Annotated in this window: 13 protein-coding genes and 1 tRNA gene; 12 read left to right on the top strand and 2 right to left on the bottom strand. The window is 67.0% G+C overall.

Annotated elements, in window-relative coordinates; genetic code table 11:
• Positions 1-193: 193 nt before the first annotated feature.
• The 11 genes from trpC (at position 194) to G9V96_RS02370 (ending at position 13,913) form a co-directional block, all read left to right on the top strand.
• Complete coding sequence (trpC, locus tag G9V96_RS02420; RefSeq protein WP_404861434.1) at positions 194-961, top strand: indole-3-glycerol phosphate synthase TrpC; 768 nt, start codon at positions 194-196, stop codon at positions 959-961.
• Between the two features lie 46 nt (positions 962-1,007).
• A complete protein-coding gene (trpB, locus tag G9V96_RS02415; RefSeq protein ID WP_168581608.1) occupies positions 1,008-2,270 on the top strand; it encodes a tryptophan synthase subunit beta in 1,263 nt (420 codons plus the stop codon).
• The gene (trpA, locus tag G9V96_RS02410) at positions 2,267-3,067 is read left to right on the top strand and encodes a tryptophan synthase subunit alpha (RefSeq protein WP_168581607.1); all 801 of its coding nucleotides are present in this window, start codon (positions 2,267-2,269) and stop codon (positions 3,065-3,067) included. Before trpB ends, trpA begins: the two co-directional genes overlap by 4 nt.
• Before the next feature lie 44 nt (positions 3,068-3,111).
• On the top strand, positions 3,112-3,573 hold the full coding sequence (locus G9V96_RS02405; RefSeq protein WP_168581606.1) for a MauE/DoxX family redox-associated membrane protein: 462 nt from the start codon (positions 3,112-3,114) through the stop codon (positions 3,571-3,573).
• A complete protein-coding gene (locus tag G9V96_RS02400) occupies positions 3,570-4,355 on the top strand; it encodes a DsbA family protein (RefSeq protein ID WP_168581605.1) in 786 nt (261 codons plus the stop codon). The genes G9V96_RS02405 and G9V96_RS02400 overlap by 4 nt, the downstream gene beginning before the upstream one ends.
• A gap of 208 nt (positions 4,356-4,563) precedes the next feature.
• On the top strand, positions 4,564-5,433 hold the full coding sequence (gene lgt, locus G9V96_RS02395) for a prolipoprotein diacylglyceryl transferase (protein WP_319643822.1): 870 nt from the start codon (positions 4,564-4,566) through the stop codon (positions 5,431-5,433).
• A 121-nt stretch (positions 5,434-5,554) separates the two neighbouring features.
• A complete protein-coding gene (gene gltB / locus G9V96_RS02390) occupies positions 5,555-10,102 on the top strand; it encodes a glutamate synthase large subunit (protein ID WP_168581604.1) in 4,548 nt (1,515 codons plus the stop codon).
• Entirely contained in the window at positions 10,095-11,549 is a 1,455-nt protein-coding gene (locus tag G9V96_RS02385; protein ID WP_168581603.1) for a glutamate synthase subunit beta, read from the top strand. The genes gltB and G9V96_RS02385 overlap by 8 nt, the downstream gene beginning before the upstream one ends.
• A 99-nt stretch (positions 11,550-11,648) precedes the next feature.
• The gene (gene pyk, locus G9V96_RS02380) at positions 11,649-13,067 is read left to right on the top strand and encodes a pyruvate kinase (protein WP_168581602.1); all 1,419 of its coding nucleotides are present in this window, start codon (positions 11,649-11,651) and stop codon (positions 13,065-13,067) included.
• A 65-nt stretch (positions 13,068-13,132) separates the two neighbouring features.
• Positions 13,133-13,218: transfer RNA gene (locus G9V96_RS02375), tRNA-Leu, on the top strand.
• Positions 13,219-13,256: 38 nt separating this feature from the next.
• The gene (locus tag G9V96_RS02370; protein ID WP_168581601.1) at positions 13,257-13,913 is read left to right on the top strand and encodes an ANTAR domain-containing response regulator; all 657 of its coding nucleotides are present in this window, start codon (positions 13,257-13,259) and stop codon (positions 13,911-13,913) included.
• A 202-nt stretch (positions 13,914-14,115) separates the two neighbouring features.
• Here G9V96_RS02370 and G9V96_RS02365 read toward each other — a convergent pair whose 3' ends face one another.
• Positions 14,116-14,871 carry a DUF554 domain-containing protein gene (locus tag G9V96_RS02365; RefSeq protein WP_168581600.1) on the bottom strand — a complete coding sequence of 252 codons (756 nt, stop codon included), beginning with the start codon at positions 14,869-14,871 and terminating at the stop codon, positions 14,116-14,118.
• A gap of 198 nt (positions 14,872-15,069) precedes the next feature.
• Here G9V96_RS02365 and G9V96_RS02360 point away from each other — a divergent pair, with 198 nt between their 5' ends.
• Positions 15,070-15,663, top strand: coding sequence for a GNAT family N-acetyltransferase (locus tag G9V96_RS02360; RefSeq protein WP_168581599.1), 594 nt, complete (start codon positions 15,070-15,072; stop codon positions 15,661-15,663).
• 75 nt (positions 15,664-15,738) lie between these two features.
• Here the strand turns inward: G9V96_RS02360 and G9V96_RS02355 are convergent, their stop codons facing one another.
• Positions 15,739-16,104: a PaaI family thioesterase gene (locus tag G9V96_RS02355; protein WP_226913614.1), complete on the bottom strand. Its 366-nt coding sequence runs from the start codon at positions 16,102-16,104 to the stop codon at positions 15,739-15,741.
• Positions 16,105-16,230 lie beyond the last annotated feature (126 nt).

Genomic DNA, 16,230 nt, shown 5'->3' with positions numbered 1-16,230 from the left:
AGGGGGCGCCGGGCCCCCGCACGGTCCCCAGGACCTGTTCAGTGAGCCGAGCGGAGGCAGAAGCACCCTCACGAGCCGGGGCGGGTGTTGGGACAGCAGCGAGGGCGGCCGGTTCTCGGATTTCAGTCAATGCACGTAGCCTGGCCTGGTGGCTAGCGTTCTGGACCAGATCATCGTCGGTGTCCGAGAGGACATGCAGCAGCGTCAGCGTCATATGCCGCTGAGCGCGCTCAAGGAACGGGTGGATCGGGTAGCGCCCGCGCGCAACGCCGAAGCCGCTCTGCGGATGGAGGGCGTTTCGGTCATCGCTGAAGTCAAGCGTTCCAGCCCGAGCAAGGGCGCCTTGGCGATGATCGCCGATCCGGCCGCCCTGGCCACGGACTACGAAGCGGGCGGGGCGAGCGTCATCAGTGTGCTCACCGAAGGTCGCCGCTTCGGCGGGAGCCTGGCCGACCTTGCCGCGGTCCGTGCCGCCGTCGACATCCCGGTGCTTCGCAAGGACTTCATCGTCAGCGGGTATCAGGTGGTGGAGGCCCGCGCGCACGGCGCCGACATGGTGTTGCTCATCGTTGCCGCGCTGGAACAGGATGAGCTGGTGGCGCTGCACGAGCGGGTGCAGTCCCTGGGCATGGCCGCATTGGTGGAAGTCCACGACGAGGAAGAAACCCAGCGCGCCCTGGACGCCGGGGCCCAAATCATCGGGGTCAACAACCGCAATCTGAAGACTCTCGAAGTTGATCGCACCGTTTTTGCGCGTGTCGCCGCAGGCATCCCCGCCGACCGGGTGAAGATCGCCGAATCGGGAGTCCGCGGACCCCACGACGTTCTCGAATTCGCCCGGGCATCGGCGGACGCGGTGCTCGTCGGGGAGTCCTTAGTCACCGGAGGCGACCCCAAAACGGCCGTCGCTGATCTCGTGGCCGCAGGCGCCCACCCGGCGCTCCGCCACGGGTCTCGTTGACAACGGCGCCTGGCGCCACCATTCGCTAACAGAAGGGGAGTCGCCCATGACGAGCGACCCACGCGCCGGCCGCTTCGGTGACTTCGGCGGCCGTTATGTGCCCGAAGCTCTCGTTGCCGCCCTCGATGAGCTGGATGCTGCTCGACGGGCGGCCGAGACCGACCCGCAGTTCCAAGCCGAACTGGCGGAGTTGCACCGCAGCTACACCGGCCGACCCAGCCTGCTCACTGAGGTGCCGCGGTTCGCCCAACATGCTGGCAAAGCTCGGATCTTTCTCAAGCGCGAAGATCTCAACCACACCGGCTCGCACAAGATCAACAACGTCCTGGGCCAGGCCTTGCTGACAGTGCGAATGGGCAAGAAGCGCGTCATCGCCGAGACGGGCGCCGGCCAGCATGGGGTGGCCACCGCCACCGCGGCAGCGCTCATGGGTCTGGACTGCGTGGTCTACATGGGCGAGCGGGACACCGAACGACAGGCCCTGAACGTTGCGAGGATGAAGCTGCTCGGGGCCGAGGTGATCCCCGTCAAGCACGGCAGCCGCACCCTCAAAGACGCGGTCAACGAAGCGATGCGGGACTGGGTGACCAATGTGGATTCCACGCACTACGTGCTTGGCACGGTCACCGGACCGCATCCTTTCCCTGAGATGGTGCGCAACTTCCACCGCATCATCGGCGACGAAGCCCGGGCGCAGATGCTTCAGGAAGTGGGGCGCCTGCCGGATGCCGTGTGCGCCTGCGTCGGCGGCGGTTCGAACGCCATCGGTATCTTCCACGCCTTCATCGGCGACGCCGATGTGCGTTTGGTCGGGCTGGAAGCCGGGGGAGAGGGTGTCGCCTCGGGTCGGCACGCCTCCCGGTTCGCTACCGGCGTGCCCGGGGTGCTGCATGGGGCAGCGACCTACCTGCTGCAGGACGAAGACGGGCAGACGATCGAATCCCATTCGGTGTCTGCGGGGTTGGACTACCCCAGCGTCGGGCCGGAGCATGCCCACCTATACACCAGCGGTCGGGCCGAGTACCGCCCGGTGACCGACGCCGAAGCCATGGAAGCTTTTCAGCTGCTGTGCCGTACCGAAGGGATCATCCCGGCCATCGAGAGCGCGCACGCCTTGGCCGGTGCCCGTCAGGTCGGGGCGGAGCTAGGCCCCGACGGGCTGATCCTGGTCAACCTTTCCGGTCGCGGCGACAAAGACGTCGAGACGGCGGCGCGCTGGTTCGACATCCTCAGCGGTGAGGACATCGTGCGCGAGAAACAGATCAAGGCCGAGGACGAACCCCAGGACGCTGAAGGGAGCGGGTGGTGAGCAGACTCTCGGAGGTTCTCAGCTCGACCCGCGAGCAGAACCGCGCGGCTTTGGTGGCCTACCTGCCGGTGGGTTTCCCCAGCCTGGACAGGTCCCTGGAAGCGATGCGGGCGGTCGTGGAGGCCGGGGCTGACGTCGTCGAGGTCGGCCTTCCTTACAGCGACCCCCTGATGGACGGGCCGGTCATCCAGCACGCCGCCCAGGTCGCGCTAGCCGGCGGGGTGCGGGTGGCCCACGTTTTCGAGGCCGTGCGCACGGTCGTCGAGGCGGGAGCTGCCTGCGTGACGATGAGCTACTGGAACCCGATCCTGCGCTACGGCCCGGAGCGGTTCGCCGCCGACCTCGCGGCCGCAGGCGGTTCCGGGATCATCACCCCGGACCTCATCCCTGAGGAAGCCGGTGATTGGCTCAGCGCTGCCCAAGAACACGACTTGGACCCCATCTTCCTCGTCGCCCCGAGCAGCACCGATGCGCGGCTGGCGATGACCGTCCAACACTGCCGTGGATTCGTCTACGTCGCCTCCACGATGGGGGTGACCGGGGCGCGGGCACAGGTCGGTTCGGGCGCAGCGGATCTGATCGAACGCACCCGAGCTGTCACCGACCTGCCGTTGTGCGTGGGTCTGGGGGTCTCCACCGGTGAGCAAGCCGCCCAGGTGGCGGCCTACGCCGACGGGGTCATCGTCGGTTCGGCGCTGGTGGCCACGCTGAAGGATGACGAACCGGACTCCGGGTGTGAGCAGTTGCGGGCACTGACGGCCGAACTGGCGGCGGGCGTACGGGGCGGCCGCGAGTGAGCGCTGGGCACGTGGGTTCGACAGCGACGCAACAACCCCGACGAATGACTCCGTGGGTCGGGTTGGTGGCGCGGCTGATTCTCGGCGCGGCTCTCCTGGTCGCGGGCGGGATGAAGATCGGTTCGCCGCTGGTGGCAGCCCGAGCGGCGCAGGCCTACCAGATCTTGCCGTTCGACCTGGCCGGCTACGTCGGTATGGCGCTGCCGGCCATCGAGATGGCGTTGGGGCTGTTGCTCGTGCTGGGGCTTTACACCCGGTTCGCCGCCGGCGCCGGAGCTGTGCTCATGTTGGTCTTCGTGGCGGCCATTGCCTCAGCGTGGGCACGCGGGCTCTCCATCGATTGCGGTTGTTTCGGCGGGGGTGGCGCCGTCGCGCCGGAGCAGACGCAGTACGGCCTGGACATCGCCCGGGACTTCCTCTTGGCACTGTGTGGTGGGTGGCTCCTCGCCCGCCCGCACACGTCGCTCAGCCTTGATGCTGTTCTTTCGGAAAGGGTCGGCGCATGACGTCCGGCAAAGCCTCGCGCAAGGCGCGCCAAGCGACCGACAGCCCAGCAGCGCCCCAGGAGCGCAAACGCAAGTCTCGCCTGGGACTCATCCTGGCACTGGTGGTCCTGGCTGCGATTGCCGCGGCGATCTATGCCGGTAGCCGCGGCGATGACAGCCAAGGGGCGGGTCCTGTTCCCCGTGGCGCGGTCTCCGACAGTGGCGGCATCATGCTCAACAGCACCCCGCCCACGGAAGGGGTGCCGGTGCTGGATGTGTACGAGGACTTCCAATGCCACTGGTGCAAAACCTTTCACGAGATCCTCGGCCCTCGCGTGCAAGCACTGGCCGCTTCCGGTGAGGCGAAAGTCGTGCTGCATTTGAAGACCTCCCTGGACCGAGGCAAGGAGGGCGGGGAGTCGATGCGCATCGCAAACGCAGCCGCCTGCGCCTCCGATGCCGGCCCGCAGTCCCTGGCCACAGCGCACGACCTGTTGATGGCGGCCCAGCCCTCCCAAGAGAACCCGCAGCAGGGTTGGCCCAGCGATCTGGTGTCCAGCGTCGCGGACCAGGCTGGGATCAGCGGACAGGCGCGCACCACTTTCGAGGCGTGCACGGCGCAGTTGCACTACCGGGGCTACCTGACGCGCGTCGACGAGCAGAGCGCCCGGGATGGTGTGAAAGGGACCCCGACCTACCGGATCGACGGCAACGAGTTCGACCTCTCCCAGGTCTTGAGCCAGGACAACTCGCAGCACCCGGAAGCGTTGGACGCGGCTATCGCCGAAGCGGCGAAGAACTGAGCTCGCACGCCTGCGCAGAGCCCCGTCGCAACATTTCAGGGCGGGTCCCGCGTCTGGGCGCCTTCAGCATCGGCTCTCCAACGCGCCCAGCCACAGACGGCGCACCGGCACCGCGACTCGGCAGCACCGAACCCGTGCCCGGCGCGCCTCGCGCCGATACCAGTGGCTATCCCTGGGAGGATGGCGGCATGCGTTTCGGAGCTTGCTGTTGATTGCCTTCCTCCCCAGCCCGGAACAGGCCGTCTGGTATCTCGGCCCGTTCCCGCTGCGGGCCTATGCCATGTGCATCCTGCTGGGGATACTCCTGGCGCTGGTGTGGACCGATCGCCGCCTGGTGGCGCGAGGCGGTCCGAAGGATGCCATCTGGGATATCGGGATGTGGGCCATTCCGTTCGGGATCGTGGGGGGTCGGCTGTATCACGTGATCTCATCGCCGCAGGCCTACTTCGGTCAAGGCGGCAACCCCCTCGACGCGTTCAAGATCTGGCAGGGCGGCCTCGGGATCTGGGGAGCGGTAGCGCTGGGGGCGTTGGGCGTGTGGATCGGCGCCCGACAAACCGGGGTGTCTTTTCGTGAGGTCGGCACAGCCGTGGCACCACCATTGGCGGTGGCCCAGGCCGTCGGCCGGTGGGGTAACTGGTTCAACAACGAACTCTACGGTCGTCCCACGGACGCGCCCTGGGGCCTCGAGATCCACCAGTGGGACCACTCGTTGGGTCGTGCGGTGCACGACGCCTCCGGTCAAGCAGTCGTCCTAGGCACCTTCCACCCGACGTTCCTCTATGAATCGCTGTGGTGCCTGTTCATCGCCGGGCTGCTGCTGGTGTTGGAGAAGGTCCGGCGGCCCGCTTCCGGGCAACTGTTCGCGGCCTACATCATGCTGTACACCCTGGGACGCGGCGTCATCGAGACGGTGCGCATCGACGAGGCGAATCATGTTCTGGGGCTTCGCCTCAACGTGTGGACCTCGATGGCGGTGTTCGTGTTGGGAGCCGTTATCTGGTGGGTCTGGCGCGAACGCAGCCCGGCCGGCGCAACGCCGCCTGTGGCCTCCGAACCCGGCCAGGAGACCACGTAAAACGATCCAGTAAGTGAGATGCAACGTTCTTTTTGGTGAGACGCTAAACAGAGCCGCTACATTCGCTTCACTGGCCACCGTCGCCCAGTGACCCATTTCGAGATCACAAGGACGGTGCCTCATGCCTCCTGCGTACAGTGCGCTGCCCAGGGCTACCGGGCTATACGACCCAGCCAACGAACACGATGCTTGCGGTGTGGCGATGGTGGCTACCCTGCGCGGAACCCCAGGGCATGACATCGTCGAGCACGCCCTGACCGCGCTGCTCAACCTGGACCACCGCGGCGCAACGGGCGCCGACCCGATGGTCGGGGACGGCGCGGGGATCCTGACTCAGATCCCCGATGCCTTCTTGCGCGCAGTCACCGACTTCGAACTGCCCGCCAAAGGCCACTACGTCGCAGGTACGGCGTACCTGCCGGTTGAGCACGAGGAGCGCGATCAGGTTCGCGCGGCGATCACCGATCTGGCCCGCGAAGAAGGGCTGCAGGTCCTTGGCTGGCGCGAAGTGCCCATCAACACTCAAGACATCGGTGCTGCCGCGCTCGAAGCGATGCCCGCTTTCGAACAGCTCTTCCTGGCACCGGAGCAGGAGCACGTGCACGGGCTGGCCCTGGAACGCCTCGCGTTCTGTCTGCGCAAGCGCGCCGAGCGGGAACTCGAGGTGTATTTCCCCTCCTTGTCGGGTCGCACCCACGTGTACAAGGGCATGCTCACCCCGCACCAGTTGACGACATTCTTCCCCGACCTCAAAGACGAGCGCCTCGTCACCGAACTCGCGCTGGTGCATTCACGGTTCTCCACCAATACGTTCCCGGCGTGGCCGCTGGCTCACCCGTACCGCTTCATCGCTCACAACGGTGAAATCAACACGGTGCGGGGTAACCGCAACTGGATGCAGGCTCGGGAGAGCCTGCTACACAGCGACCTCATCGGCGGGGACTTGGAGCGGCTCTTTCCGATCTGCACTCCGGGCGCCTCGGACTCGGCCTCTTTCGATGAAGTGCTCGAACTACTCCACCTGGGTGGGCGTTCGCTGCCGCACGCCATGCTCATGATGATCCCAGAGGCGTGGGAGAAGCATGCCGAGATGGATCCTGCCCGCGCTGCCTTCTACGAGTACCACTCGCTGTTCATGGAACCGTGGGACGGGCCTGCTTGCGTCACCTTCACCGACGGCACCCTGATCGGCGCGGTGCTGGACCGCAACGGGTTGCGTCCCGGTCGGTACTGGATCACCGACGACGGTCTGGTGGTGCTCGGATCCGAAGCGGGCGTGCTGGACATCGACCCGGCCCGGATCAAGAAGCGCGGCCGTCTCAAGCCGGGCCACATGTTCCTGGTGGACACCGAGCACGGCCGGATCGTCGGCGACGAAGAGATCAAGGCGGGGCTGGCGGCGCAACACCCGTACAGCGAGTGGCTCCAGGAGGGCCTCATCCACCTCTGCGACCTTCCCGAGCGCGAGCACATTCTGCATACCCCCTCTAGCGTCGCCCGCCGCCAGCAGACCTTCGGGTACACCCAGGAAGAACTGCGGCTCATCCTGGCCCCCATGGCCCGCACCGGCGGCGAGGCCCTCGGTTCGATGGGCACCGACACCCCCATCGCGGTGTTGTCGGAGCGGCCGCGGCTGATCTTCGACTACTTCACCCAACTGTTCGCCCAGGTGACGAACCCGCCGTTGGACTCCATCCGCGAAGAACTCGTCACCTCCCTGGATTCGGCCATCGGCCCCGAGGGCAACGCCCTTCAAGCCGGTTCCGAGCACACCCACCAGATCGTGCTGCGTTTCCCGGTTATCGACAACGACGAACTGGCCAAGATCGTGCACATCGACGAAGACGTCTTCGGTGATGCCACCAGCGCACGCCGCACCGTGGTCGTGCAGGGCCTATATGACGTGGCCGGTGGGGCCGCCGCGATGAAGCGGCGCCTGGAAATGATCTTCAAGGAGGTCTCGGCGGCCATCTCGCGTGGGGCGAGCTACATCGTGCTGTCCGACCGCGATTCCACCCCGGACCAGGCGCCCATCCCCTCGCTGCTGCTGACCGCGGCCGTCCACCACCACCTCGTCCGCGAGAAAACCCGCACCCGGGTCGGGCTGCTGGTGGAGGCCGGCGATGTGCGCGAGGTGCACCACGTGGCCCTGCTCATCGGTTACGGCGCTGCCGCGGTCAACCCCTACTTGGCGATGGAAACCGTCGAAGACATGGTGCGCCGCGGTGCGTTGGCGGGCGTCACCGCCGAAGAAGCGGTCGCGAACCTGATCAAGGCGCTCGGCAAGGGCGTCTTGAAGGTGATGTCCAAGATGGGCATCTCGACCGTGGCCTCTTACCGGGGCGCGCAGGTTTTCGAGTGTATCGGACTGGCGCAGGACGTGGTCGACTCCTACTTCACCGGCACCACCAGTCAACTAGGTGGGGTCAGCCTGGACGTGCTGACTGCCGAGGTCGCCGCCCGACACGCGCTGGCCTACCCGCGCGACGGCATCAGCCCAAGCCACCGGGTCCTACCCGTGGGCGGGGAGTACCAGTGGCGCCGGGAGGGCGAACCGCACCTGTTCGACCCCGAGACGGTCTTCCGACTGCAGCATGCGACCCGCAACCGCCGGTTCGATGTGTTCGAGCAATACACCCAACGCGTCGATGACCAGGCGCGACGTCTGATGACGTTGCGGGGGCTCTTCGAGTTCCGCGACGGGGTGCGAGCCCCGGTCCCGTTGGATGAGGTGGAACCCGTCAGCGAAATCCTCAAGCGCTTCTCCACCGGCGCGATGAGTTACGGCTCGATCAGTCAAGAAGCCCATGAGACCTTGGCCGTGGCGATGAACCGGCTGGGTGCCAAGTCCAACACCGGCGAGGGCGGCGAGGACGTCGAGCGGCTGTTGGACCCCACACGTCGCAGCGCCATCAAGCAGGTCGCCTCGGGTCGCTTCGGGGTGACAAGCCTGTACCTGACCCACGCCGACGATATTCAGATCAAGATGGCCCAAGGCGCCAAACCGGGGGAGGGCGGTCAGCTTCCGGGCGCCAAGGTCTACCCGTGGGTGGCCAAGACCCGGCACAGCACACCCGGTATCGGCCTGATCTCCCCGCCGCCGCACCATGACATCTATTCCATCGAGGACCTGGCGCAGCTCATCCACGATTTGAAGAACGCGAACTCGCACGCCAGGGTGCACGTCAAACTGGTCTCCGAAGTGGGCATCGGCACCGTCGCGGCCGGGGTAAGCAAGGCACGCGCCGATGTGGTGCTCGTCTCCGGCCACGACGGCGGCACCGGCGCCTCGCCACTGACCTCGCTGAAGCATGCCGGCGCCCCCTGGGAGTTGGGACTGGCCGAGACCCAGCAGACCCTCATCCTCAATGGGCTGCGGGATCGGATCGTGGTACAGACCGACGGACAGTTGAAGACCGGTCGCGATGTGGTGATCGCGGCGCTGCTGGGCGCGGAGGAGTTCGGATTCGCCACCGCCCCTCTGGTCGTCTCCGGGTGCGTCATGATGCGGGTCTGTCATCAGGACACCTGCCCGGTCGGCATCGCCACCCAGAACCCCGAACTGCGGGAACGTTTCACGGGTAAGCCGGAATTCGTGGAGACCTTCTTCGAGTACATCGCGACCCAGGTGCGTCAGATCCTCGCCGATCTGGGCTTCCGCAGCATCCAGGAGGCCGTCGGACAGACCGGCGTCCTGGACGTCGACGGCGCCGTAGCGCACTGGAAGGCCAGCGGGCTGGACCTGTCCGGACTGCTCACCGAAGCCGTACCGGCACCCGGCACGACCCGGTACTGCTCAGTCGGCCAGGAGCACGGCCTGGAGCGTGCCCTGGACGTCGATCTGGTTGCCCAGGCCCGCTCGGCGATCGACGGCGGCGGCCCGGTACGTATCGAGTCGCCGATCCGTAACGTCAACCGGACCGTGGGAACCATGTTGGGCCACGAGGTTTCCCGCGCTCACCCCCACGGGCTGCCCGCGGACACGATCGAAGTAGTGCTCAACGGTCAGGCAGGGCAGTCCCTGGGGGCGTTCATCCCGGCCGGCATCACCTTGCGCCTCTTCGGTGAAGCCAACGACTACGTCGGCAAGGGCCTCTCCGGTGGGCGCGTCATCGTGCGCCCCGCGGTCGGCTCCACGGTTGCGGCCGAGGCGAACGTCATCGCCGGCAACGTGGTCGGCTACGGCGCCACCAGCGGAGAGATCTTCCTGCGCGGAATGGCAGGGGAGCGGTTCTGCGTGCGCAACTCCGGCGCCATCGCTGTGGTCGAAGGCGTGGGCGACCACGGGTGCGAGTACATGACCGGCGGCACCGTCCTGGTCCTGGGGCGCATCGGACGCAACTTCGGTGCCGGGATGTCCGGTGGACTCGCCTACGTCCTGGATCTGCTGGAACATCGCGTCAACCGCGAACTCGTCGACGTTCTGCCGCTGCGCGAGCGGGACGAAGCGATCGTTCGCGATCTGTGTCAGCGCCATGTCGACGAAACCGGTTCGGCCGTCGCGGCCGGACTCCTGGCCGACTGGCAGGCGGCTCGCGGCCGCTTCTCGCTCATCCTGCCTCGTGCCTACCAACGTGTTATCGACGTCCGCGAAGTGGCGGCGACACGGGGGCTCGAACCCGACTCTCCCCAGGTGTGGGAGCAGATTTTGGAGGTGACCCGTGGCTGACCCCCAGGGCTTTCTCAAGGTCCGTGACCGCAAGCTCCCCCAGCGGCGCCCGGTGCCGGTACGCATCAAGGACTGGAAGGAGGTCTATGAGAAGCAAGACCCCGAGGAGCTGCAGGAGCAGGCGGGGCGCTGCATGGACTGCGGTATCCCGTTTTGCCACAGCGCGTGCCCGCTGGGCAACCTCATTCCGGAGTGGAACACCTTCACCTGGAACGGCCGCTGGCCGGAGGCGATCGAGCGACTGCACGCCACCAACAACTTCCCGGAGTTCACGGGTCGGTTGTGCCCTGCGCCCTGCGAGAGCGCCTGCGTGCTCGGGATCAACCAGCCCGCGGTGACCATCAAGCAGGTAGAGGTGACGGTCGTGGACCGCGCTTTCGACGACGGGCGGGTGACCCCGGTCATCCCGGAGCGACTCTCGGGTCGCACGGTCGCCGTCGTCGGTTCCGGGCCTGCGGGCCTGGCCACGGCCCAGCAACTCACCCGAGCCGGGCATACCGTCGCCGTCTTCGAACGCGCCGACAAGGCCGGCGGGCTGCTGCGCTACGGCATCCCGGAGTTCAAGCTGGAGAAGTCGGTCATCGACCGGCGCCTGGCCCAGATGCGCGCGGAGGGAACCCGCTTCCGTACCGGCGTCAACATCGGTGTAGACGTCACCGGTGAAGACTTGCGGCGCCGTTACGACGCGGTGGTTCTGGCCATCGGCTCCACGGTGCCTCGTGACCTGCCCGTTCCGGGCCGCGAGCTGGACGGCATCGTGCAGGCCATGGATTTCCTGCCGCAGGCCAACAAGGTGGCCCTCGGCGGCGAGGTCGAGAACCAGATCGTCGCCACCGGCAAGGACGTCGTGGTCATCGGTGGTGGTGACACCGGCGCCGACTGCATCGGTACCGCACACCGCCAGGGGGCACGCTCGGTGACCTCACTGGAGATCATGCCCCGGCCCGGGCAGGAGCGCAGCCAGGCGCATCCGTGGCCGACCTACCCCATGCTGTACCGGGTGGCCAGCGCCCACGAGGAAGGCGGTGAGCGGGTCTATGCGGTGAACACCAAAGAGTTCATCGGCCAGGACGGTCACGTCAGCGGTTTGCGGTTGACCGAGGTCCGCTTCGAGAACGGAGCCCCGGTGGAGGTTTCCGGTACCGAGAAGGTGCTCCCGGCCCAACTCGTGCTGCTGGCCATGGGTTTCCTCGGACCCCAAGGCGGGGGTCTGGTCGATCAGCTCGGAGTGGAGCGAGACGCCCGCAGCAACATCGTGCGCGATGAGCACTTCATGTCCAGCGTGCCGGGGGTCTTCGTGGCCGGAGACGCCGGTCGCGGGCAATCTCTCATCGTCTGGGCTATCGCTGAGGGGCGGGCGGCGGCAGCCGGCGTCGACGCCTGGTTGAGCGGCGAATCAAACCTGCCGCAGCCGATTTCACCGACCGATCGGCCGCTGGTGGTGTAGCGATCATCTCGCTGTAGCAGACAGAGTTCACCTGCTCGACCCCCTGGCCGCCGCGGAGCGGTTCAGGGGGTCGAACTTTAGGGCTCTAGAATGGGGTTCATGCGTCGAGCCAAAATTGTCAGTACCCTCGGTCCCGCCGTGAACTCCCAGGAAGCCATTCGGGCCCTCATCGACGCGGGCCTAGATGTGGCTCGCATCAACCGCTCCCACGGCTCCCATGCCGAACACGAGCAGCAGATCAAGTGGGTTCACCAAGCAGCAGAAGAATCCGGGCGCGCTATCGCCGTCCTGGTCGACCTGCAAGGGCCCAAGATTCGCACCGGGCGTTTCTCCGGCGGGCCGGTCCACCTCGCGGTGGGCGCCGAATTCACCATCACCACCGACGAAGTAGACGGTGATGCCACCCGGGTCGGCACCACCTTCAAGGGGTTGCCGGGCGATGTCCGCCCCGGCGACACCCTGCTGATCGACGACGGCAAAATCAGCCTGCGCGCCGTCGAGGTCACCGCCACCGAGGTTCGGTGTGAGGTCCTCGAAGGCGGAATGATCAGCAATAACAAGGGCATCAACCTGCCCGGTGTGGCAGTCAGCGTGCCAGCGCTGTCCGAGAAGGACGAGGACGATCTGCGGTGGGCACTGCGCGTCGGTGCCGACTGGATCGCGCTGTCCTTCGTGCGCGACGCCCGCGACATCGACCGCCTGCACGAGATCATGGACGAAGAAGGCATTCGTCGACCGATCATCGCCAAGGTCGAGAAGCCGCAGGCCGTGGCCAATCTGGAAGAGATCGTGCGCACCTTCGACGGCATCATGGTCGCCCGTGGCGACCTGGGCGTGGAGATGCCGTTGGAAGAGGTTCCGCTGGTTCAGAAGCGGGCTGTGGATCTGGCGCGTCGCGACGCCAAGCCGGTCATCGTGGCGACCCAGGTGTTGGAGTCGATGATCGAGAACTCACGCCCGACCCGCGCCGAGGCCAGCGACTGCGCCAACGCCGTCCTGGATGGCGCTGACGCGATCATGCTCTCCGGTGAGACCAGCGTCGGCTCCTGGCCGGTGCTCGCGGTGCGCACGATGGCCCGCATCATCGAGAACACCGAGGACCACGGGTTGTCCCGGATCCCGGCGCTGGGAACCCGACCCAGCACCACCGGTGGGGCCGTCACCTGGGCAGCGGCCGAAATCGGCTCGTTGCTGCACGCAAAGTTCCTGGTGACCTTCACCACCTCGGGTGACACCGCACGGCGGATGTCTCGGGTGCGTCCCGAGCTACCCATGTTGGCCTTCTCTCAGCGCGGGGTAACCCGACGCCGACTGGCGCTCACCTGGGGCATCAACACCCTGATGCTGCCGGAGATGGACGACACCAGCGCGATGATCGCCGAAGTGGATCGTCAACTCACCGAACGGGGTTGGGCCGCCGCGGGCGATACGCTCGTCGTCGTTGCGGGCGCCCCGCACGGAGTCGAGGGATCCACGAACGCACTGCAGATTCACGAAGTCGGCGGGTCGACTTCCTGACACGCTAGACACCCGTGTTCGCACGCCCCGAGGAACCAGTACACTTTGGGGCGTGCGACACCCTCGCCGGGGTGGTGGAATGGCAGACACGGAGCACTCAAAATGCTTTGGCCGAAAGGTCGTGCGGGTTCAAGTCCCGCTCCCGGCACCAACATCCAGCTCCCTGGTCGGGGCGTCTATCCTTAGCGGGTGACTTCAGACCAGGCCGCCCCCCAGCCCCTTCCCGACACGAACAGCACCCCGAGCCCCGAAGGTGGAAAGCCGGAGAGCTTGCGCATCGTCGTCGCTGAAGACGAAGCGCTCATCCGCCTTGACCTGGCCGAGATGCTGGCCGAGGCCGGATATGAGGTCGTCGCCCAGGTCGGCGACGGGCAGCAGGCCATCGAGGCCGCCCGGGAGCACCACCCGGACCTGATCATCATGGACGTGAAGATGCCCGTCATGGACGGCATCACCGCGGCCTCGACCATCGGCCAGGAACGGTTGGCCCCGGTGGTTATGCTCACCGCCTTCAGCGACAAGGACCTCGTCGAGCGGGCTCGCGACGCCGGCGTTATGGCCTACGTGGTCAAGCCGTTCACCATCGACGACCTGCGGCCGGCCATCGACATCGCCCGTTCCCGCTGGGTGGAGTGGCACACGCTGGAGTCCGAGATCGCCGACTTGAGCGAGCGGTTGGAAACCCGCAAGGCGGTGGACCGGGCCAAGGGCGTCCTGATGTCTCAGTTGAAGCTGAGCGAACAGGAGGCGTTCCGCTGGATCCAGAAGACGGCTATGGACCGCCGACTGGGCATGCGTGAGGTCGCTGAGGCCGTCATCACCGGGCTACCCGGCAAGAAGGCCTGAACCGGCAACAGCACCGCTCTGCGGCGGATTGCCATGGGCTGCCGGGTGCTCGGCTGGCCCAGCAGCGCCCGGCAGCACCCGTGCCAGCCCCCCACTCCTGCCGTGCCGCTTCCCAGGCCCTCACCGGGGCCGTCAGAGGCAGCTGGCCGGCCATGAGCCCCGCAGCTGCGTGGTGAACCTCCCAGCCTCGGTCCCTGGCGCCTCAGCGCAGCCAGGTGACCGCTTGAACCAGCAGCGGCGCCACGAGGAGCGCCGGTAGCAGGTCACCGACGGGGATGTCGCGGATGCGCAGGAGCCGGAACGCGATCCCGAGCAGCATCAGGCCCCCGGTGGCGCTCAATGCTGCGATCTGAGCTTCTGGCATCACCGCCCCGAGCAGCACCCCGACGAGGGTGAGCGCGCCTTGGACGACCAGGACCGAACCGGCAGCCAGCAGCACGCCGACCCCGAAGGAGGCGGCGAACGCGATGGAGGCGAAGAAGTCCAGGACGGATTTCACGGCCAACTGGTCAATGCCACGGCCCAACCCATCGCTGAGGGAACCCAGGATCGTCAGGGGACCGACGCAGAACAGCAGGGTCGCGGTCAGCCACCCTTCGAGGAAACGTTCTCGGCCTTCTTCGCTGTCATCGCGGGCGAATGTGGCTTGAACGGCCCCGGCCAGAGCGTTGAGTCGGTCCTCGATGCGCAGCAGTGATCCGGCGATCCCGCCGATCAGCAAGCTGCCCAGCACGATGAGCACGGGGGCGGAGCCACCCACTGCAGCCCGCAGCGAAACGTCGTTGACGCTGGTGATGGACAACCCCGCCATGAGCAGGGTGACCAGGCCCAGACAGTCGGTCACTACGGAACGGGTGCGTTGCGGCAGCCGATGTCCAGCAGCCATACCGAGCAAAGCGCCGGCGACCACCGTCGCGCTGTTGATGAGAGTTCCGACTCCGGGGAAGGCTGCATCCACCGCCACAGCGTAGAGGTGAATTTCACAGGAACCCCGCACAGCTTCCCGCAGGAGCACTCCTGGCCTATGCTCGGCCCATCAGCACGTGCACCCCTGGCTCGTGCGGCCCCTCCTGCCTCCCTGGCGCGCTCAACGATGCGCCCGGTTCTGGGACCTAGCCCGGGGCGTGTCGTGTCCGACCGCCTCAGGAGGCTCATCGTGGCGCGTGGCCTGCCATCCGTCGTACCGCTGGAACCCGAAGATCCCGAAGCTTTCTCCCACTTCGCGCAGATCTGGGTGTCCCGACGTGTCGCCTCAGGTCTGTCTGCAGAGGGCGCGCGTCGAGCTGTTGCCGACGGCCGACTGGCTGAGGTGGCCTTCCGGGACCACGTCATCGTTCTTCTCGCCTACCACAACGGCGAGTACGCCGGCTACGCCTGGACCACCAAGCAGCCATGGAGCGCCAACCTGGACGCGCCCTCGATGTCGATCGACGACCTCTTCGTGCTGCCCGAGTACCGCGGCAACGGGGTAGGACGCTCCTTGCTGGCAGCGGCCGCCTCGACGGCTCAGCGTGGGGGCGTGGAACAGATCACGTGTTCGGTGCCCTCTCAAGCTCGGGATGCAAACCGGGCGCTGGCCCGGTTGGGTTTCGCTGCCGCTTACACCCGCCGGGTGGCTCCGACGAACGGGTTGCTGCGTCGGCTGCGCGGACCGGAGCAGCACGGCACCATCGACCAGGTGCTCATCCAGCGCCGACGCCGACTGTCAAGATCGCGGGCACTGGCCGAAGGCAGCGCGTTGGCTCGGTGAGGCCGCGCTACACCGCGTCATTCCCACGAGATGAAAGCGGCCCCGCAGCGCACGCCGCGGGGCCGTTTTCGTATCTCAGGCGCCCGGCGGGCGTTCGCGCAACAAACAGGTGAGGCGGGCCGTGCACAGTCGACGCTGCTGGTCGTCCTCGATGACGATCTCGTAGGTTGCCAGGCTCCTGCCCAGGTGAATCGCCCGGGCTTCGCCGGTGACGATCCCTTCGCGGGCGGCGCGGTGGTGGGTGCAGCTCAGCTCGATGCCGACGCTGGCGCGGTTCGCGCCGGCATGCACCGAGGCGGCGTAAGAGCCGAGCGTCTCGGCCAGGACCGCGTTCGCGCCGCCGTGCAGGATCCCGTACGGCTGGACGTTGCCCTCCACCGGCATGGTGCCGCGGGCACCCTCCGGGCCGACGTGGGTGATCTCGATCCCCATCCGCTCCATCAGGGTTCCGGCGACCCCGTCACCCTTGACGTGCTGGCCCAGTTCGGTCAGGGCGTGCAGCCCGCCGCGGGCGCCTTCGGTCGGCTTCTCAGACATCTTTCACCTTTCGACTGCGGGTTGACCGCG

The organism is Gephyromycinifex aptenodytis, assembly GCF_012277275.1.
GTDB lineage: Bacteria > Actinomycetota > Actinomycetes > Actinomycetales > Dermatophilaceae > Gephyromycinifex > Gephyromycinifex aptenodytis.
The sequence above is the reverse complement of the archived record's forward strand: the minus strand, read 5'-3'. Positions and strand labels throughout refer to the sequence as shown.

Bases quoted from the DNA above. Each gene is read 5' to 3' on its own strand.
- trpC (WP_404861434.1), top strand. From the start codon at position 194: ATGCAGCAGCGTCAGCGTCATATGCCGCTGAGCGCGCTCAAGGAACGG.
- trpB (WP_168581608.1), top strand. From the start codon at position 1,008: ATGACGAGCGACCCACGCGCCGGCCGCTTCGGTGACTTCGGCGGCCGT.
- G9V96_RS02405 (WP_168581606.1), top strand. From the start codon at position 3,112: ATGACTCCGTGGGTCGGGTTGGTGGCGCGGCTGATTCTCGGCGCGGCT.
- G9V96_RS02400 (WP_168581605.1), top strand. From the start codon at position 3,570: ATGACGTCCGGCAAAGCCTCGCGCAAGGCGCGCCAAGCGACCGACAGC.
- gltB (WP_168581604.1), top strand. From the start codon at position 5,555: ATGCCTCCTGCGTACAGTGCGCTGCCCAGGGCTACCGGGCTATACGAC.
- pyk (WP_168581602.1), top strand. From the start codon at position 11,649: ATGCGTCGAGCCAAAATTGTCAGTACCCTCGGTCCCGCCGTGAACTCC.
- G9V96_RS02355 (WP_226913614.1), bottom strand. From the start codon at position 16,104: ATGGAGCGGATGGGGATCGAGATCACCCACGTCGGCCCGGAGGGTGCC.